The following is an 18,685-nucleotide window of genomic DNA, read 5'->3' as shown; positions in this document are numbered from 1 at the left end:
GAGACCCTTCAAGTCGCTGGTGGTGGCCTCTTTATAAGCAACCTAGCCCTCTACTTTCCGAACCACCACCCGGGGGCCTTCTACCTGGATAACCCGAATGGCCTGGCCCCGCTCGATGAACTCCCCCATAGTGACCACATCCACGCGGCGGTCGCCAAACTGGGCTGTTCCGGCCGGGCGCAGGTCCGTGATGGCGCTGCCGATGGCCCCTAAGAGCGACTCGAGTTCGTTTTTGGGAGGAGCCACCTCTTCCACTGCGCTGCTCAGCACAAAGGGCCGGGCTACCCGTCCTCTGGGCAGGTAGCGCAGGATCAGGAACAGGCCCAGAGCCAGCCCGATGATGGCAAAAGAACCAACCTGCAAAGCCTCATCGCCGAAGGTAAAGTAGATTGAAGCGCCGATTAGCCCCAGCCCCAACAGGCCAGGTATGCCGAAGCCGGGGGTAACAAACAGCTCGAACACAACCAAAAGCAGACCGGCAAACAGCAGGATGATGGTCAGCGCACTGGAAAGGCCCGCCAGATAGCCCCCAAGAAAGAACAGACCCAGCGAGGTCAGTCCGATAATGGCGGGAATAAAGGTGCCGGGCGTGAAAAATTCCAGAATGAGCCCCAGAACCCCCACTGCCAGCAGGATGGCCGCGATGGTGGGGTCGGTCAAAAAGCGGGCTACGCGTACCTGGGGGCCCGGCTGGAGCTCCTGGGTATCGGTGTTGAAGCCGGCTTTCTCGAGGGCCGCCCGCAGGCTGGGCACCTCGGCATCGGCGATCTTGAGCTCCACCGCCTTTTTGGCCGAGAGGGTCAGGGGCTCGCCCTTGGTGGTGATGCCCCGAACCTCGGCTTCGGGGTCTACCATGGCTTCGGCGATGTTGGCGGGGCGGTTGCGGGCCTCGGCCACTGCCCGGAATTTGCCCTTAAGGGCCGATATGACCTTGCGGTCGGCGGCGGTGGCGTTGCCCACCACCGGCGTAATGGTGATGGGCAGGGCAGCCCCGATGTTGGAGCCGGGCAGCATCATGATCTGCTGGGCAGCCAGCGAGATGAGCGCCCCTGCCGAGAAGGCGTTCTCGACTATGGCCAGGGTGGGCACAGTAGAGGCCAGGATGCGGTCGGTGATGCGGATTGCGGCATCTACCCGCCCGCCGGGCGTGTTGACCCGAAAGACCACCCCGCTTGCACCCTCGCGCTCGGCCTGATCGAGGGAACGCTCTACGAAAACAGCCAGCGGCCCGTCAATCGTCCCCTCGATGGGGATGATGTAGGTCTTGGCCTGCGCTATCGAGGCAACCAACAGGAAAACGAAAAGTAGGTTTCTCACCAAGGTTATCTTAGCAAGTCAGGCTTGGGGGAGTGTAATGTGCGGGGGCTTACCGTACAGCAGGGCTCGAGGTCATCGCTACTTCTCCCTTCTGCGGCCCACGCGCTCTAGGGCTTAATTGGGGCTGGGACGAGTCCTGGACGGGGGTAGCACAGAAGCCTGCACTCAAAGAAGGAGCTGGGAAAACTGCTTTAGGGGGCTTAAAATCCAGGTGTGAAACTTGGTTTGATTGGATTTCCGGTTGAGCACTCGCTTTCTCCAGCCATGCACGAGGCTGCCTTAAGGGCGGCGGGATTGGAAGGTACTTACCTGGCCCTCGAGACCCCCCCTGCATTTCTGCGAGCCCGTTTGCAGGAGGTTCGGCGGGAGTTTGCCGGGGTCAACGTCACGGTTCCGCACAAAGAAAGGGTGCTGGACTACCTGGACGAAATAAGCCCCGAGGCCAGGGCCATTGGGGCAGTTAACACCATTGTCTGCGCGCAAGGTCGCCTAATCGGCCACAATACCGATGCCCCCGGGTTTATCTCTGGTTTGGACGAAGCCGGCATCTCCTACCGCAACAAAAAAGCCCTGGTGCTGGGGGCAGGAGGGGCTGCGCGGGCGGTTGCCTATGCCCTGAAGAAAGGGGGTGCACAGGTAGCGGTGTACAACCGCACCCAAAGCCGGGCAGAGGCCTTGTGCAACGCCATGGGGCTGCGCCTGGTCACCGAGCCATTACTGGCAGCGGCGGTGCAAGGCTGCGATTTGCTGATTAATACCACCAGCGTCGGGCTCAAAGACCCCTCCAGCTCCCCCTTGCCGCCCGGTTTGTTGCCCCGTGGGGTGGTGGTGGATATTGTCTACAACCCACCAACCACCCGGCTGTTGCTCGAGGCCCAGCAAGCGGGTCTCATCATTTTGGGTGGGTTGCCCATGCTGGTCTGGCAGGGAGCACTTGCTTTTGAATTGTGGACTGGCATTAAGCCAGACGTCCAGGCCATGTATGAAGCAGCAAGGGCCGGGCTGCAAAGTGCTTCAATCTCATGAACCAGATGCGTTTTACACTGCAGGGCATCTATAGCTACGAGCATGAGGTTAAACGCTCACGCTTCGTGGCGCATGCAGCTCCGCTGGCTAGCTCTGCGGAGGCCCCTGCATTTTTGCAAGCGGTACGGGATGTGCATGCAACTCATAACTGCTGGGCCTATAAGGTGGGTTCCCAGTATCGCTTTTTCGACGATGGTGAGCCAGCCGGTACCGCTGGCCGCCCAATTTTGGGCGCAATTGATGCCCAGGGGTTAGACAGGGTAATGGTGGTAGTAACCCGCTATTTTGGCGGGATAAAGCTGGGTGCAGGGGGGTTGGTGCGGGCTTATGGGGGGGTGGCGGCCGAATGTCTTCGACAGGCCCCCAAGCAGGCTATCCGGCCCATGATGCGATGCCAACTCAGAGCTCCGTTCGAGTACACGAACGCCCTTTACCAGATAACAGAGGGGCTGAAACGGCTGACCGAGAATTACGACGAAGAGGGTGTGTGGGTAGAAGTACAAATTGAAGAACAGCAACTGCCCCGTTTGCAGGCCCTCTTGCGTGATGTCACTCGAGGCCGCGCGACGCTTCAGGTGCTAGAAAGGTTCGAATAGCTCCCCTGGTTTGGCTCTATGGTCCAGCCGAGAAAGTACGTGTGATATGAACCCCGCCTGAATCGTTCCGTTAGGGATTGTCAGAGCATCCTGGCTTTTCGAGCTAATGCTACCCGCGCTTCAGGCAGGGGCCCCAGAAAAAAGAGCAAATCAAAGACATCTCTTATCAGCCCTCGATCACAATAGGCAGGATGACCGGATTACGGCCTGTGTTTTTTGCGATAAATTTCTTGACCGGGTAGTAGATATCGTCGCGGATTTCCTCGAGGCGTTTCTTTTCACGCACCCCTTTGTAAAGTGCCTCCGAGGCCATCTTGCGCACCTCGCCCAGCAGGCGTTCCCCAGCCTTGACAAAGCCCTTGGAAATGACCTCCACCAGCGGATCGCGGCTGACCAGGGCGGTGATGATGACCACCCCCTCGGCGGCCATGTGTTTGCGGTCTTCCAGGATTTCGTCGGTAATGTCGCCCACCCCCAGCCCATCCACGTAGAGCTGGCCGTGGGGTACGGTTCCGTTGAATTCGATGTTGTCGGCGGTGAGCTTAATAAGGCGCCCGTTTTCGGGAATCAGAATTTTTTCGGGCGGATGGGGAATGCTCTGGGCCAGCCACTTGAAGTTGATCTGCTGGCGAATCTCGCCGTGCCAGGGCAGCAGGAACCTCGGGCGGGTCAGGTTGAGCACGGTCTTGATCTCTTCGTGGCTGGCGTGGCCGGAGGCATGCACGCGGTAGCGTGGTGGGTAGAACACGTAGGCCCCCAGGGCATAAAGCCGATTGATGACGGTGTTGACCGCCTCCTCGTTGCCGGGAATCGGGCTGCTGCTCAGGATGACGGTGTCGCCCTCCTTGATGGCCATCTTGCTATGTGCTCCAGCCGCCAAGCGGGCCAGAACGGCCTCGGGCTGCCCCTGCGAGCCAGTGGTAATAACCAGTACCTGTTCGTCGGGCAGGTCTTTGATTTCATCGAGGGTATAGAAGCGGTCTTTTTGCCGGAAATAGCCAAGCTCGAGGGCAATGCGGGCGTACTTGAGCATCGAGCGCCCTTCCACTGCAATTTTGCGCCCATACTTTTCGCCCGCCGTGACCACCGACTGGATGCGGTGAATGTGCGAGGCAAAGGTGGTCACAAAAATGCGCCCTTTGGCAGCGCCGATCACCTTATCGAGCTCTTCTGCCACCTCGGTTTCGCTGGGGGTAACCCCGGGGCGCTCACCGTTGGTGGAATCGGCAATCAGGCACAAGACCCCCTCGGCTCCGGCCTCGGCGATTTTCTCCAGGTGGGAGGTCTGTCCATCGATAGGGCGCTCATCGAGCTTAAAGTCGCCGGTGTGCACGATTTTGCCAATGGGGGTATGAATGATCATGCCGAAGTTATCCGGAATGGAGTGGGTCATGCGGAATAGGTCGAGCTGGAAGTAGCGCCCAATGGAGATGCGGTCATCGGGGGAGACCTCTTTAAAGTTGTAGTCGCCCACTGCGAGTCCGAACTCCTCGAGCTTGCCCTTCACCAGGCCCAGGGTAAGCTTGGCGCCATACACCGGAACCCGCGGCAGTTGCGGAAACAGGTAGGGCAAGGCCCCGATGTGATCCTCGTGGCCGTGGGTCAGCACCCAGCCCCGGATCAGGTCTTTGTTTTGAACTAGATAGTCTATGCGCGGAATTACGATGTCTACACCGAGCATCTGCGCGTCCGGGAAGGCCAGGCCGCCATCGATGATGAACATCTCGTCTTCGTAGCGGATGGCGGTGATGTTTTTGCCAATTTCGCCGGTTCCCCCCAGGAAAACAATTTCCACGGCGCCATCGGGCTTGCCTAAGATGATGGGCCCCTTGGGTTTGGGTCTTTCTTGCCGCCGCCGGGGGCCCCGGGGACGACTAAAAGGTGGATTGTTGGTCATGTTTACTCCAAAGCGGTACGAGAAGCATGGGTTGGCTCTTTACTGGCTCAGGTGCGGGTTACGGGTGGCTTTCACACCCCAACCAAACTCAATGCCAACCCAGTGGGGTGTTATCGTCGAGCGGGTGGCTTGCGCGGGGCGATCAGGCCCTCGAGCTCCGGGCGAATCAGGTCAACCCGACCCTGCTCGTCAACCTTGTTGACCTTGACTTTAATCTTCTGCCCCAGCGAAAGTACGTCTTCAACTTTTTCTACCCGCCCCTGGGCAAGCTGACTGATGTGCAGCAGGCCATCTTTGCCAGGCAAAATCTCAATAAAAGCGCCAAAGTTGGTAATTCGGGTAACTGTACCCTCGTAGATTTCACCCACTTTGGCCTCGGCGGTCTGGCCCAGGATGCGGGCTTTGGCCTCCTCGGCGGCAGCTGCGTTAGCGCTGTAGAGCCGGATGGTGCCGTCCTGCTCGATGTCGATCTCTACACCCAGCTCCTCCAGCTGGCGGATGTTCTTGCCCCCAGGCCCAATAATGCCCCCGATTTTTTCGGGGTTAACCTTGAGGGTCAGGATGCGGGGCACCTGGGGTTTCATCTCGGTACGGTGGGTGGGCACGGCCTTTTCCATCAGGCTCAGGATGTGCAGGCGGGCCTCGCGGGCCTGGTACAGCGCTGCCCGCATGATTTCGGGTGTCAGGCCCTTAATCTTGATGTCCATCTGCAACGCAGTAACGCCGTCGCGGGTACCCGTGACCTTGAAGTCCATGTCGCCCAAGGCGTCTTCCAGGCCCAGAATGTCGGTCAGCACCACTGCCTGCTCGCCTTCTTTAACCAGGCCCATGGCCACACCAGCGACATGCTTTTTGAGTGGAACCCCGGCATCGAGTAGGGCCAGGCAGCCCGCGCATACCGTGGCCATACTGGAAGAACCGTTCGACTCCAGCACGTCGCCCACCACCCGGATGGTGTAAGGGAACTCCTCCCGCGAAGGCAGAACCGCCCGCAGACCCCGCTTGGCCAGGTTGCCGTGGCCTACCTCGCGGCGGCTCACCCCGCGTAGGCGCTTGACCTCGCCGGTGGAATAGGGGGGGAAGTTGTAGTGCACCAAGAAGGGGTCTTCGGTCTCGATGCCGAGGTCGTCTACCAGCTGGGCATCGCGTCCGGTGCCCAGTGTGACCACACCCAGCACCTGGGTTTCGCCCCGGCTAAAAATGGCCGAGCCGTGGGGTTTGGGCAGCACGTTGTGCTCGATCCAGATGGGCCGTACCTGTTCTGGGCTGCGACCGTCGGCCCGCTTGTTTTCCTGCAAGATGAGCCGTCGCAGTTCTTGCTTAACCACCTCATCAAAGCCGTCTGCTAGCAGCCTGCGCCGCTCCAGGTCAACCGAGCCATCCTCCGCAGGGGGGGCGAACTCTTCCAGCAGGGCCTGGGCGAAGGCTTCCAGGGCGGCCGAGCGCTCACCTTTGGAAGCGGTTTGCAGGACGCTCGAGAGCCCTTTTTCCATCGCCCGCTGATAAAGGGCGGCCTGGGTATCGGGATCCAGTCTGGCCGGGGGTTCAAAAGCAAACTTGGGCTTGCCCAGCTCGAGGCGCATCTGCTCTTGCAGCTCGAGGATGGGCTGCATGGCCCGGTGGGCGAACTCGAGGGCCTCTACCAAGCGGTCTTCCGAGACCTCCTGTGCCCCTGCTTCCACCATGATGATGGCCTCCTTAGAACCGGCCACCACCAGGTCGAGCTGGCTATTCTCCTGGGCCACTGGGTTCAAAACCAGACGCCCGTCCTGTAAACCTACCCGCACCGCGGCTATAGGGCCATCCCAGGGGATATCAGAGAGCATCAGGGCTGCACTGGCCGCAATGGGTCCCAGGATGTCCGGGGTGTTTTCCTGGTCTGCCGAGAGCACGGTAAGGAGAACCTGTACCTCATGGCGAAAGCCTTTGGGAAACAACGGACGAATAGGGCGGTCGGTCAGGCGGGCCGATAAAATGGCCTTTTCCCCCGGTCGTCCTTCGCGGCGCATGAAGCTGCCCGGAATGCGCCCTACGGCATAATGCCGCTCCTCAAACTCCACCGTTAGGGGCAAGAAATCGGCCTGAATGGGTGCATCGGAAGCCTGGGCGGTGGCCATCACCACGGTCTCGCCGTAAGTAACCCAAACCGAGCCAGACACGTGCTTGGCATATTTGCCGGTCTCGATGGTTAGCGTGCGGCCCCCGACGTCTACGCTGTAGCGGCGTGCTTGGGGTATTGGATTTTCCTCGTTCATAGCTGCTCCTAAATGCCCAGTTATAGCGCTGGGTACGCTGTGAAGACCGTTTTGGCGTTCTACGCATGGGTCGGTTTAAAAACACCAGGAGCCGACGCCATGGCTATTCCTGCACCTGCCTGCCATGCCTTGCGGGTGTTAAGCTCACCCTTTTTCACCAGGACGGCGTGCGCTGCATGCGGTGTTGCTGCTGGCAGAGCACCAGATGCGCTACCAACCCAGCGAGAAAACTGCTCTAGAGCGAAGAGTTGCGCACACCACTCGTTTGGGGGGCGAAACAGGCTAGATGCGGGGTGGGACATATTCCAGACGATAGTTTGTAATTGAGCCCAAAACAAAGAAAGCATGTTTTAAGGTTTGAGCGGAGCCAAACCCCCGGCCCCGCTTACCGAGTCCAACATATTGTACACGAAAGAGAACATCCGGGGCTGCCCCCGGAGATTCTATGTTATTTACGCAGCCCAAGCTTTTCGATTAGCGCCTTGTAGCGGGCCTTGTCCTTGCTCTCCAGGTAGCCCAGAAGCCGCTTGCGCTGGCCCACCATAGTCAAAAGCCCCCGCTTGGCTGCAACGTCATTCTTGTTGGCCGTGAGGTGGGCCGAAAGACGGTTGATCCGCTCGGTGAGCAGGGCTACCTGAACCTCGGTGGAACCGGTATCGCCGGGCTTGTGGGCGTGCTTTTCGATAACGCTGGCTTTTTCTTCTCTTGTGAATGGCATCGGTATCTCCTTGTCGGGTGAGCCGCAGTCTGTGAACCGGGGCTTCCTCCTGGCCCATAAGAGGGGCCAGCTATGGAGTATAGCTGCGCTTGGAGGTAGGGTCAAGCCAGAACAACACCAGTGCCGAGAGGGCTAGGGCGGCTCCGGTAAAAAAAGCTACGCTGGAACCAAAATGTTGCCACAGGAAGCCAAAAATAGCGCTGGCAGGAAACAACAGTACGCCCACTAAGGTATGGTATAGCCCAATGGCGCTGGCCTTCTCGGTTGCTGGAATAACCTGGGCCAGATAAGCCCGGCTGCTACCTTCGAAGGCCGCGCTGTACAGGGCATACAGCAAAAATAGAAGAATTCCCTGCCAGCCAGTGCTACTTAGCCCGAACCCCAGGTAGACCAGGGCGTAGGTCAAGAAACCTAGCATTACCAGAGCTTTAGCCCCCACCCGGTCGGCCAGTGTTCCCAGCGGATAGGCCATAAGGGCATACAGCAGGTTATAGGCGGTGTAAACCAGGGTGGCTTGGGCCGCACTTAGCCCTAAATCATTCAAACGCAAAATTAGGAAAGCATTGGAGGAAAGCCCCAGCGTAGCCACCCCCGTTACCAGCAAAAACCAACGGTATCGGAGCGAAAAGGTCGAAAGTCGAAGGGGAGGTAACGGTTTGGCCAGGCCGCGCTTTTCGCGCAAAAAGAAAACAATGACCAGGGTGGCCAAAAGGGCCGGAATGGCCGAAACCCAGAACACCCCGCGAAAGTCCAACAACGGCAGCAGCAAAAAAGCCAGCAGGGGCCCGATGGTAGCGCCCAGGCTGTCCATGGCGCGGTGGAACCCATAGGCGCGCCCGTAGCTATCCTGGCTGGCCACCTCTGCTATCAAGGCGTCCCTGGGAGCCGTGCGAAGACCCTTGCCCACACGGTCTAAAAAGCGATAGGCCAGCACCTGCCAGGGGGCCATTGCCAGGGCCAGCACAGGCCGCAGCAGGGCCGGGAAGCCATAGCCCAGCAAAATGAGTGGCTTTCGCGCCGCTATTCGGTCGGAAATGCGCCCCCCTGCCACCTTGAACAGGCTGGCGGTGGCTTCGGCAATGCCTTCGACCAAACCCACGACCGTGGTGGAAGCGCCCAATACCCCGGTGAGAAAAAGCGGGAGAAGTGGATAGACCATCTCTGAGGCTATATCCGTAAAAAGGCTTACCGTTCCTAAAACATAAACTTCAGGGGGCAGCTTCTTCATCGCCTACAATCTACCCTTTGACCCATAGCAAGGAATACCCCCTGGCTTAGTCCAGGGGGTATTCCTTGGGGGGGAAGCTACCAGAGCCGTTGGCCTGGCACGGGGTTCATGTTGGTGAACATCTGGAAGAGCACTGGGCCATAGGCCAGCACCACCAGCACCACCGCAATGCCAAACCAGAACCAGACCCGCTCGGTGAGCTGCGCGAGCCCGCTGCCCTCAGGTTTAGACATCACCGCGGTGAAGGGTACCTCGGCGAGAACCTGGCCGGGCTCGCGGCGGTTTTGCAGGGCCGTGGCAAAAATCACGTAGAAGAACAGGATGGCCGCCACAAGCAAAATGACCCCCGATACGATGTTGAGCACCATCCAGGCCGAGCTTTCTTTGTAGGCCTCCATGGCGATGGGGCTGCCGGAGATGTGGGCACGGCGGGGGATGGCATAGAGGAAGCCCATCCAGTGCAGAGCAAAGGTCATGATGAACATGCCCAGGAACCACAGCCACTGTGAGGCCAGGGCCATTCCTCTGGCTACCAAAGGTTTGCCGGTCAGGTGGGGAATCAACCAGAAGGCCGTGCCCATGGCCGCCATGGTGACCAGGGTGCCCACTTGCAGGTGGAAGTGGCCAGGAATCCAGACGGTGTTGTGCACATTTTGGTTCAGGTTAAAGCTGGCGTTGACCATACCGCCGGCCCCGCCGGGAATGAAGGCCAGAAAGCCGAGCAGGAAGGCCAGAACTGTGGGGTTGTTCCATGGCAGTGCGCGAATCCAACCCAACAGACCCTTGCCACCGTTGGCCCGACCCGCGACCTCTAGTGAAGCTGCAATGGTAAAAGCGGTGATGAGGCTGGGAACCGCTACGAACATGGTCAGGACGGTGTGGATCATTTTCCAGTAGGGGGCGATGCCGGGGTCGGCGAACTGGTGGTGGAAGCCCACCGGTACCGAGAACAGCAAGAACAGGATAAAAACCAGCCTGGACAAGGGGTCGGAGACCAGCTTGCCGCCGGCCAGTTTGGGCAGGGTCACGTAGGCCAGGGTATAGGCCGGCAACAACCAGAAGTACACGATGGGGTGGCCTGTATACCAGAACAAAGTGCGCATCAGAAGCGGGTCTACACCAGCTACCAGCCCCAAAGACCAGGCGATTAGGAACAAAGCCTCCACCACCAGACCTAAGCTGGCCAAGAACCACATGAGCCAAAAGGTTACGGCCATGAAGGTGGCAAGAGGCGTGATTTTTCCTGGATTGGCCCTGCGCCAGCGCATCCACATATCAATGACTAGGTAGATGCTGACGTAGCTCGAGAGCACAAAAATGGCAGCGCCGACATAGAAGGCCCAGTTAGCCTTGAGTGGCGCGTAGAAGGTGTAAAGCACCGAGGCCTCGTTGAGCAAAAGGGGTATAGCAGCGATGAGCAGCCCACCCAAGGCCATCCAGAAGGAGACCCAGGCCAGCTTCATATTTGGCTGCAAGCCTAACTCGCGTGCAGGCAAGTAGACCATGATGGTCTGAGCGAAAAGCTGGGTAAAGATGATCGCGTTCAACACCCCATGCAGAGTGAGGCCTTGATAGTAGCTTTGGAAGACAGGTTTAAGCAGGGGGTACAGATCCAGACCGCCGTAGTTGAAGGCCTGGAGGGGACCAAAAAACGTGCCCAGGGCTAGGGCTGCAAAGCCCAGCATCATCATGTAAAGGGCATACTTCTTTTCGGGTGCAGATGCGTAGGCATCGTAGTTGGACAGGGTTTTGACCGCCATTGAGCACTCCTTTTTACGGTTCCACAATGAGTTTGCTGATCATGTTGGCGTGGCCGATGCCGCAGTATTCGTTGCAGATGATGGGGTACTCACCGGGCTTGGTGAAGGTATAGCTCACCTTAGCGACTTCCCCAGGGATCACCTGTACGTTGATGTTGGTGTTGTGTACGTGGAAGCTGTGCTGCACGTCGGGCGAAGTGACGTAGAAGGTAACTTTCTTACCCACTTTAAAGCGCATTTCAGCCGGCAGGTAGCCAAAGGCAAAGGCCTGTACATACGCAACGTACTCGTTGCCGACCTGTTCGACGCGGGGGTTGGCAAAGTTGCCCTCGGTGCGTACCTTGGTGGCATCGATTCGGTCGGCCCGCACCGGGTTGGTGTTGCCCATGGTGAGCATCAAATAGCCCACCAGAATGATGAAAACCGTAATCATGGCCAGGCCGAAGAAGATCCAGGCCCGCTCGTAGCGCTCGATGATGTGTTCCTGGTGTTCCATGTGCTATCCCCTCGCAAGGTACATGTAGAAGTGGAAAAACCAAAAGGCCAGGATAAAAACCGTGACCACACCAACTACAAACAAGGCGCCAATGGGTTTTTGTTCTTTTTCTTCCATAGGTTGCTTCCCCCTTTGAGGAAGTCTAAGAATCCGGTTAGAGGACATGTGTCCTAGGGAGGAATGTCCCGGTTCGGGGTTGAACACGCGAATACATCCACATCGTTTTTCAGTGATAGATAGCAGCCCCGGTAGGCTTTCTCGAACCACTAGGCGTGCGACGGTGTCTGCAAGCATTTGGAGCATCATCAAGCCAATTTTTGGCTAGGTGGCCAGCACATAACGAGGCGGTATGATTGCGGGGTATGACCCAGATACCCCCCATTGCAAAACTCTCGATTGATGCCATTCGAATGCTGGCCCTGGATGCCGTCGAGCAGGCCAAATCGGGCCACCCGGGGATGCCGATGGGCATGGCCCCAGCGGCTTATGTGCTCTGGACGGAGTTTCTAAAGCACAACCCCAAAGACCCTGGCTGGCCCGCGCGTGACCGCTTCGTGCTTTCGGCGGGCCATGGCTCGATGTTGCTGTATGCGCTGCTGCACCTGAGCGGCTACGACCTGCCCCTGGAAGAACTCAAGCGCTTCCGCCAGTGGGATTCCAAGACCCCCGGTCATCCCGAGTACGGCCACACCCCTGGGGTGGAGGTGACCACCGGCCCCTTGGGGCAGGGCATTGCGACCGCGGTGGGTATAGCCATTGCCGAGCGCAAGCTGGTGGCCGAGTTTGGCGAAATTGCCGAGCATTACACCTATGTGATTGCTTCCGATGGCGACTTGATGGAGGGGGTGAGTGGGGAGGCCTCCTCGCTGGCCGGGCATTTGCGGCTGGGCAAGCTGATTGTGCTTTACGACGACAATGAAATTTCCATTGACGGCAGCACCGAGCTGGCTTTTACCGAAGACCGCCTGAAGCGCTACGAGGCCTATGGCTGGCATGTGGTGCCTGGTGTGCATGGGGAAGACCTCGAGGGCATCCGGGCTGCCTTACGCGAAGCCCAAGCCGACCCCCGGCCCAGCCTGATCTCGGTGCGTTCGATCATTGGGTTTGGCTCGCCCCTGGCCGGGCATCACAAAGCTCACTCCGATGCCATGGGGCCTGAAAAAGTGGCAGCCACCCGGCAAGCTTTGGGCTGGCCCTACGAGCCCTTTGTAATTCCCGACGAGGTGTACGCCCACTACCGGCGGGCGATTGAGCGGGGCGAAAAGGCCCAGGCCGAATGGCAGGCCAAGCTCGAGGCCTACGCCCAGACCCACCCGGAAAAAGCCGCCGAGTTTCGGCGTCGGCTGGAGCGTCGGCTGCCCCAGGGTTGGGAAACCCACCTGCCCAGCTTTGCCGCTGGCGAGAAACTGGCTACACGGGCGGCCTCCGGCAAGGTGCTGGAGAAGCTGGTTCCCGTGCTGCCCGAGTTGATGGGCGGTTCTGCCGACCTGACCCCCTCCAACAACACCCGCACCCCCGATATGACCGATTTCAGCGCCAGTAACCCTGGCGGACGCTACATCCGCTATGGGGTGCGTGAGCACGCCATGGGGGCCGCCATGAACGGCATCGCCCTGAGCAGAGCTTTGCGCCCTTATGGGGGCACCTTCCTGGTCTTTTCGGACTACATGCGCCCGGCGATTCGGATGGCGGCCTTGATGGGAACCCCCACCATCTTTGTCTTTACCCACGACTCCATTGCAGTAGGGGAGGACGGCCCCACCCACCAGCCCATCGAGCACGTGATGAGCCTGCGGGCCATCCCCAACCTATGGGTGATACGGCCTGCCGACGCCAACGAGACCGCGGTGGCCTGGAAGATGGCCCTGGAGCGTACCAACGGCCCCACTGCCCTGATCCTGACCCGCCAGGCCCTGCCCGTACTGGCGGATGTGCGGCCAAAAGGGGTAGAACGTGGGGGCTATATTCTCTCCAACGTGCCGCAGGCCAGGGCCGCTATTGTAGCCACTGGCTCGGAGGTTTCGCTGGCTTTAGAGGCCCAGAAGCTGCTGGCGGAAGAAGGGATACCGGTGCGGGTGGTCTCGCTGCCGTGTTGGGAAGCCTTTGAGGCCCAGCCCGAGGACTATCGGCAGGGGATTCTGCCCAAAAGCCTGCCTACCCTGGCCCTCGAGGCCGGTACGCCCCTGGGCTGGGAGCGCTACGCCCACCGCACGGTGGGCCTCGAGCGCTTTGGTGCCAGCGCCCCCTATGCCGATGTGTACAGCAAGCTGGGCTTCACCAAGGAGCGGGTGGCCGCCGAAGTAAAGTTACTGTTGGGGGTTTGAATGGTTCAGACGGTCCTTTCAAATTTGTCTGCGTTGCTTTTTACACTGGCCCTGGGGGCTGCGCTGCTGGGCTTGCTGGTCTGGGTCTTGGCCGCCCAGGGTGCTGCAAGTAAGCGAACGGCGCAGTTTTTGTGGGCTCTGGCGGTGGGCTTGGGGTTGGTAGGCCTGTTTCGGCTAATGGCTGCACCGTGAACAGTGGATGCGTTTTGAGCTGCGAAAGTAGAGTGTGAACCATGCCCAAACACGTGGTGAGTGTTTCGATAGGTTCATCTAAGCGCAACTCCAAGGCCGAAGTTTACGTGGAAAGTCTTGGGGAGACCTTTGTGCTCGAGCGCATCGGCACCGATGGGAGCTGGGAGAAGGCCATTGAGCTGGTCAAGGAACTGGATGGCAAAGTGGACGCTTTTGGGCTGGGGGGCGCCGACCTGTATGTGTATGCGGGCAACCGCCGCTACACCTTTCGTGATGCGGAACGGATGGCCAGGGCTGCCCAAAAAACCCCCATGTTGGACGGCTCGGGGCTGAAGCACACCCTCGAGCGCAACGCTATCCGGCTGCTCGAGGCCCACATCGGCTGGAAAGACAAAAAGGTGCTCATTCCCAGCGCGGTGGACCGCTTCGGGCTGGCCGAGGCGCTTGATGAGGCGGGGGCCCAGGTGCTGTATGGTGACCTAATTTTCGGGCTTGGGCTCCCAATTCCGCTTTACCGCCTGTCGCTGCTGCAAAAAATTGCCTATATCCTGCTGCCCATCATTACCCAGCTGCCCTTCCAGTGGCTCTACCCCACCGGTGAAAAACAGGAAAAGCAGGTGCAGGACTGGCGACAGCGCTATTTTGAGTGGGCCGATGTAGTGGCAGGGGACTGGCACTTTATACGCCGGTTTATGCCGCAGGATATGCGGGACAAAGTTATTCTGACCAACACCACCACCCCGGAGGACCTCGAGTTTATGCGGGCGCGGGGGGTTGCCAGACTGATTACCACCACCCCCCGCCTGGAGGGCCGCAGCTTTGGCACCAACGTGATGGAGGCTTTTATTGTGGCTGCGGCAGGAAAATACCCCCTGAGCGAGGCGGATTACCTCGAGTACATCGCCCGGCTCAAGCTGCAGCCTGAGGTAACCGAACTACAGCCCGCCGCAGGATAAAAAAACGCTCAGGACAGCCTGCGCCTGGTGGTGAGTCTTTTCTTGTAGGCCACAAAGCCCCGCTCATCGCCTCTGGCCAGGTAGGCGGCCTGTCTGGCCCAGCTGCCAAGGCTGGGGGCCAGGCGCAGCCCGGCGGCGCTCAAGGCTGCCCGCAGGGTTTCTTCTCGGGCCTCGGCGAGCTGGGCGAAGGTGGTGAGGCCAGCCGCTTGCAGGGCCGCCGATACCTTGGGGCCAATGCCCCAGATGCGCTTTAGGTCGTCGGGGCCAGGGCTTTGGGTCTTTGCCCTGCTTTTGGGCTTCTTTGCGGCTGTTGTTTTGTGCTTTTGGGGCTTTGCTTTGGCCCTCGAGGTCTTGCCTTTTGCTGCTTGGGACTTGGCACGGGTGGGTTTTTGGGCGAGGCTTTGCAGGTATTGTTCTACTGTAAAGCCCGATTCCTCGGCAGCCTGGTTGAGCTTTTCGCTCAGGGCCGACCAGGCCTTGCGTACCTTCTCGACCTGGGTGGGGGTCTGCTGCTGGGCAAAGGCCAGAGCCTGGGCCAGCAGGCGCAGGCCCTCGAGCCAGGCCTGGTGGGCTTCTTTGTTGAAGTAGACCTGGCCCTCGAAGCGGTTGACCTGCAAAAAACCTTGCAGATCGGGGTCTTGCAGTAGCTTGGGCAGTTGCTGGGCCAGGCGGGTGGGCTTCTGGGCCAGCTCGCTCTGGCGGATGAGCAGCCGGGTCAGGTCCACTGCGCGCCGGGCTGCTTTACCATCCAGCCCTAGCTCGGTCAGGGTCTGCTCGAGTACCCGCCCCAAACGCCACTCCTCCAGGTGGGCGCGGTTGCTATCGGGCATGCCCAGGCCGTGGGTGAACACCCAGCCCAGAAGCGCGCCGCTGGTTACCAGTTCGTCCTGTGCGGCCACCCTGAGTGCGCCCTCCAGACGCTTCAGCACCTGCTGCACCGGCAACAGGGCCAGCCTGCGGGTGGCATGGGCATCTATTCCCTGGTAGAGGGCCAGTAGCTTCTCCTGTACCTCTTCACGCAGGGCTGTATCCAGTTTGCCCTGGCTGGCTAAGAGCTGCTGGAACAGGCCGGGGCTACAGAGCGTGCGGAAGGGTTGTAGGATGGGTTCCAGCCAGAGCTCCTGCAGGGCTTCGTCCATACTGGGTACCCCGCGCCCGCCCAGCACCTGGGCCAGGCGGGCATAGGTGCCGTCGTGGTCGTAGACCTCGCGCCAGTCCAGGAGCACCTTGCGCTGGTAGGGGCCGAGCTCGAGGTAGAGCCCGTGCTCGTGCAGGGCCTGATTGTTGTGCAGGTACTCGAGGCCCGTTACCAGGTCGCGGAAAATGCTAAAGGTGCGGGGGTCGTGGGCAAGTTGCAAACCTTGGCCCAGCCCCAGTTGCTGGGTTTCGCGCCCCTGAGCGGCTTTGAAAGGCTGTGGAACCGACTGCCTCACCCAGACCCGAGCCACGGCGCTTTTGTTATGGTAGACCACCAAAGCCCGTTCGTTCCCGAAGCGGTTGGAAAAGGCAAAAACATCTTCGTTGACCGAATGTGCGGTTTCCTCTGTAGCACTGGCGATACCGGGGCTGTTTTGGGGGTCGCCAACATGGGCGTCATACAGCACGAAGTTCTCAACCTCGGCGAACAGATGGCGCATCTTGAGCAGGGGGAAGATTTGCTGGCGGTGGTACTCCACCAGACCCTCGTCCGGGGTTTCGTCGTAGTAAGCCCGGCGGTATTCCATGCCGTAGCGTTCGGCAAAGCCCTCCACCTGCCCGTGGCCCAGCATGGGCAGGCCCGGCAGGGTCGCACATAAGGTCATCACCCCGAAGTATTTGTCGCTCTTGCCAAACTGCTCCACAGCGGTTTTTTCATCGGGGTTGTTGAGGAAGTTGACGAAGCGCTTGAGAATCTCCGGCTCGAACTCGAGGGTGTTCTTCATGATCTGCCGGTACTCGGCGTTTTTCTCGTCGCGCAGCATGTTCATAAAGGCTGAGTTGTAGACCCGGTGCATGCCCAGGGTACGCACAAAGTAGCCCTCCATCATCCAGAAGGCCTCGGCCAGCAGCAGCGTATCCGGGGCCTCTACTGCTACCCGATCCACCACCTCGCGCCAGAACTCCTTGGGCATGGCCCGGTCGAACTCCTCTTTGCTCATGCCGAAGGCGGCCCGGCTGGGAACCGAGGCCCCCCAGGGCGAGCCCCCTGGCTCGGGCCACCACAGCCGCTGGATGTGCCGTTTGGCCAGGGTCATGGCGGCGTCAAAGCGGATGATGGGAAACTGTCGGGCCACGTGCAGGATGGTCTGGATGACCGCCTCACGCACCTCGGGGTTGAGGTAGTTGAGCTGGGCGGTGTCGTTCCAGGGCATGGCGGTGCCGTCGTTGCCGTGGTAGATATAACGGGTATCGCCTGTCCAGCGATCCACCCGCTTGAACACCACAGCCGCATCGGACTTGTCGTAGTAGTGGTCTTCCAGAAAGATGCCCACCCGCTCGTCCTCCGATAGGTCGGGCCCATTGAAGGTGTAGTTGGGGTAGGGCGGATAGGGCAGGCTGATAAACCAGTCGGGGTGCTCCATCACCCAGCGCCCATCAATCCCGACGTGGTTGGGAACCATGTCTGAGGCCAGGCGGATACCGTGTTGGGCAGCCTTTTGCCGCAGCACCTCTACGGCGGCCTGGCCGCCCAGATCCTGAGCAATTACGTAGTCGTAAAGCGAGTAGGCTGAGGCGATGGCGTCGGGGTTGCCCATCATTTGCTTGATGCGCCGGGAGGCCTTGCTACGTTCCCACAGACCAATCAGCCACAGGCCGGTTACGCCCCAGCTTTGCAGGATTTCAAGCTCTTCCTCAGGAATCTGGTCGAGGGTTTTGATCTCGCGGCGATATTTTTTGGAGAGCTGATCGAGCCATACGTAGGTGTTTTTGGCGATAAGCACCAGGCGGGGCATCCAGTCCAGGTCGGGGCTGAAGGCCTCGGGTTCGGGCTCCTGGGACAGCCGCTTGAGGTTGAGCATCTCGCTTTCGCCGCCCCCGCCGCCCGGTTGGTCAAACTGGACGGGGGTCGCAAAAGAGCGGGCCGATTCGCGAATTACGTCCAGCGCCACCAGCAATTTGAAGTAAAAGCGCCCCAGGCTGCCGCCAAAGCGCCTGAGCAAGAACTCGAGCTGGGCCTCGAGTGAGTCGGGGTGCTGCAATGCGGGCAGCCGCAGGGTTTTAAACAGGGATAGGCCCGTTTCGGTAAAGGCCGGTTGGCCCTCAAAGAAGGCCTCGAGGTTCTGGATGATGGATAGGTAGGCGGTGGAGCGCTCGAGGCGGCCGTCATCGAACAGCTCGGCAAAGGGGCCGAAGGCTGGGTTGGCATTGGCCATCCAGAGCATGAGCATTTCTTCCAGCATAATTTCGCGGTTGGAGCGGCCTTCGGTGGTCTCGGCCAGGTAGGCCTCGAGCGCAATCTCGCCCCGGTAAACCCGTATGGGCGGAAACTCCTCGGCAAAGGTGTGCAGGGTTTTCTCGAGTTCCACCGAACCCAGGCGTTCCTCCAGCGTGGCCAGCGCTTGCTGCATAACAGCCGGATGCTGCTCAACATACTGCCGCACGATCAGGTGAAGCATCTCGTCGATCAGACCCAGGGCGTTAATTTGGCTGGGACTTACGGCCTGCTCGGGGTGGCTAAGCAGGTCGCGCCTGGCGTTTATGGCCTCAGCAAAGCGCCGGGCTGCTTCAAAGTCGGCAAAGATCACATTCCCACTGAGCGAGAACAGCGAGAGGTCGAACTGGTAGAAATCACGCGCGCTTTTAGATACGTGAAACTCAAACGTACCCGGGCTGGTCTGATGGCAGCTCACAAAATCCCTCCGCTCTGCCCCAAGTTTATCAACCGTTCGCTTAGGGGGATGGAGTGCTACGCCTTTGGCTGACCATGGACTAATCAATAA

14 protein-coding genes are annotated in these 18,685 nt (G+C 59.7%); 5 read left to right on the top strand and 9 right to left on the bottom strand.

The features are described 5' to 3' along the window. Positions 1 to 42 precede the first annotated feature (42 nt). Positions 43 to 1,317, bottom strand: a complete 1,275-nt coding sequence (locus Q355_RS0104530; RefSeq protein ID WP_027876699.1) for an NfeD family protein — start codon at positions 1,315 to 1,317, stop codon at positions 43 to 45. 213 nt (positions 1,318 to 1,530) lie between these two features. On the opposite strand from Q355_RS0104530, the gene Q355_RS0104525 reads away from it, so the two are divergent. Both Q355_RS0104525 and Q355_RS0104520 read left to right on the top strand, forming a co-directional pair. Further along, positions 1,531 to 2,343 (top strand): shikimate dehydrogenase, encoded by an 813-nt coding sequence (locus Q355_RS0104525; RefSeq protein WP_027876698.1) that lies wholly within the window; start codon positions 1,531 to 1,533, stop codon positions 2,341 to 2,343. Between the two features lie 5 nt (positions 2,344 to 2,348). After that, positions 2,349 to 2,939, top strand: coding sequence for an IMPACT family protein (locus tag Q355_RS0104520; RefSeq protein ID WP_027876697.1), 591 nt, complete (start codon positions 2,349 to 2,351; stop codon positions 2,937 to 2,939). 166 nt (positions 2,940 to 3,105) lie between these two features. Here Q355_RS0104520 and Q355_RS0104515 read toward each other — a convergent pair whose 3' ends face one another. From Q355_RS0104515 to Q355_RS0104485, 7 genes are all read right to left on the bottom strand, one after another. Then, positions 3,106 to 4,836, bottom strand: coding sequence for a ribonuclease J (locus tag Q355_RS0104515; protein WP_027876696.1), 1,731 nt, complete (start codon positions 4,834 to 4,836; stop codon positions 3,106 to 3,108). A gap of 110 nt (positions 4,837 to 4,946) precedes the next feature. Beyond that, entirely contained in the window at positions 4,947 to 7,091 is a 2,145-nt protein-coding gene (gene pnp, locus Q355_RS0104510) for a polyribonucleotide nucleotidyltransferase (protein WP_027876695.1), read from the bottom strand. Positions 7,092 to 7,539: 448 nt separating this feature from the next. Continuing rightward, complete coding sequence (rpsO, locus tag Q355_RS0104505; protein ID WP_027876694.1) at positions 7,540 to 7,809, bottom strand: 30S ribosomal protein S15; 270 nt, start codon at positions 7,807 to 7,809, stop codon at positions 7,540 to 7,542. 70 nt (positions 7,810 to 7,879) lie between these two features. Further along, positions 7,880 to 9,037, bottom strand: coding sequence for an MFS transporter (locus Q355_RS0104500; RefSeq protein WP_027876693.1), 1,158 nt, complete (start codon positions 9,035 to 9,037; stop codon positions 7,880 to 7,882). 77 nt (positions 9,038 to 9,114) lie between these two features. Further along, positions 9,115 to 10,797: a cbb3-type cytochrome c oxidase subunit I gene (locus tag Q355_RS0104495; protein WP_027876692.1), complete on the bottom strand. Its 1,683-nt coding sequence runs from the start codon at positions 10,795 to 10,797 to the stop codon at positions 9,115 to 9,117. 13 nt (positions 10,798 to 10,810) lie between these two features. After that, complete coding sequence (locus Q355_RS0104490; protein WP_027876691.1) at positions 10,811 to 11,293, bottom strand: cytochrome c oxidase subunit II; 483 nt, start codon at positions 11,291 to 11,293, stop codon at positions 10,811 to 10,813. Positions 11,294 to 11,296: 3 nt separating this feature from the next. Next, positions 11,297 to 11,410, bottom strand: a complete 114-nt coding sequence (locus Q355_RS0104485) for a cytochrome c oxidase subunit 2A (protein ID WP_027876690.1) — start codon at positions 11,408 to 11,410, stop codon at positions 11,297 to 11,299. 245 nt (positions 11,411 to 11,655) lie between these two features. Here Q355_RS0104485 and tkt point away from each other — a divergent pair, with 245 nt between their 5' ends. The 3 genes from tkt to Q355_RS0104470 are packed head-to-tail and all read left to right on the top strand — an operon-like array spanning position 11,656 to position 14,765. Further along, the gene (gene tkt / locus Q355_RS0104480; RefSeq protein ID WP_027876689.1) at positions 11,656 to 13,617 is read left to right on the top strand and encodes a transketolase; all 1,962 of its coding nucleotides are present in this window, start codon (positions 11,656 to 11,658) and stop codon (positions 13,615 to 13,617) included. Then, positions 13,618 to 13,809 carry a hypothetical protein gene (locus Q355_RS0104475; RefSeq protein ID WP_027876688.1) on the top strand — a complete coding sequence of 64 codons (192 nt, stop codon included), beginning with the start codon at positions 13,618 to 13,620 and terminating at the stop codon, positions 13,807 to 13,809. It abuts the gene before it with no gap. Between the two features lie 41 nt (positions 13,810 to 13,850). Then, entirely contained in the window at positions 13,851 to 14,765 is a 915-nt protein-coding gene (locus Q355_RS0104470) for a hypothetical protein (RefSeq protein ID WP_027876687.1), read from the top strand. Between the two features lie 8 nt (positions 14,766 to 14,773). Here the strand turns inward: Q355_RS0104470 and Q355_RS0104465 are convergent, their stop codons facing one another. Next, positions 14,774 to 18,595: an alpha-amylase family glycosyl hydrolase gene (locus Q355_RS0104465; RefSeq protein ID WP_027876686.1), complete on the bottom strand. Its 3,822-nt coding sequence runs from the start codon at positions 18,593 to 18,595 to the stop codon at positions 14,774 to 14,776. Between the last annotated feature and the right edge of the window lie 90 nt (positions 18,596 to 18,685).

The sequence above is a fragment of the Meiothermus cerbereus DSM 11376 genome (genome assembly GCF_000620065.1).
Classification (GTDB): domain Bacteria; phylum Deinococcota; class Deinococci; order Deinococcales; family Thermaceae; genus Meiothermus; species Meiothermus cerbereus.
This window is presented reverse-complemented; position numbering and strand designations above follow the sequence as displayed.

Bases quoted from the DNA above. Each gene is read 5' to 3' on its own strand.
- Q355_RS0104475 (WP_027876688.1), top strand. From the start codon at position 13,618: ATGGTTCAGACGGTCCTTTCAAATTTGTCTGCGTTGCTTTTTACACTG.
- Q355_RS0104500 (WP_027876693.1), bottom strand. From the start codon at position 9,037: ATGAAGAAGCTGCCCCCTGAAGTTTATGTTTTAGGAACGGTAAGCCTT.
- Q355_RS0104495 (WP_027876692.1), bottom strand. From the start codon at position 10,797: ATGGCGGTCAAAACCCTGTCCAACTACGATGCCTACGCATCTGCACCC.
- rpsO (WP_027876694.1), bottom strand. From the start codon at position 7,809: ATGCCATTCACAAGAGAAGAAAAAGCCAGCGTTATCGAAAAGCACGCC.
- Q355_RS0104515 (WP_027876696.1), bottom strand. From the start codon at position 4,836: ATGACCAACAATCCACCTTTTAGTCGTCCCCGGGGCCCCCGGCGGCGG.
- Q355_RS0104520 (WP_027876697.1), top strand. From the start codon at position 2,349: ATGCGTTTTACACTGCAGGGCATCTATAGCTACGAGCATGAGGTTAAA.
- Q355_RS0104470 (WP_027876687.1), top strand. From the start codon at position 13,851: ATGCCCAAACACGTGGTGAGTGTTTCGATAGGTTCATCTAAGCGCAAC.
- pnp (WP_027876695.1), bottom strand. From the start codon at position 7,091: ATGAACGAGGAAAATCCAATACCCCAAGCACGCCGCTACAGCGTAGAC.
- tkt (WP_027876689.1), top strand. From the start codon at position 11,656: ATGACCCAGATACCCCCCATTGCAAAACTCTCGATTGATGCCATTCGA.
- Q355_RS0104490 (WP_027876691.1), bottom strand. From the start codon at position 11,293: ATGGAACACCAGGAACACATCATCGAGCGCTACGAGCGGGCCTGGATC.
- Q355_RS0104485 (WP_027876690.1), bottom strand. From the start codon at position 11,410: ATGGAAGAAAAAGAACAAAAACCCATTGGCGCCTTGTTTGTAGTTGGT.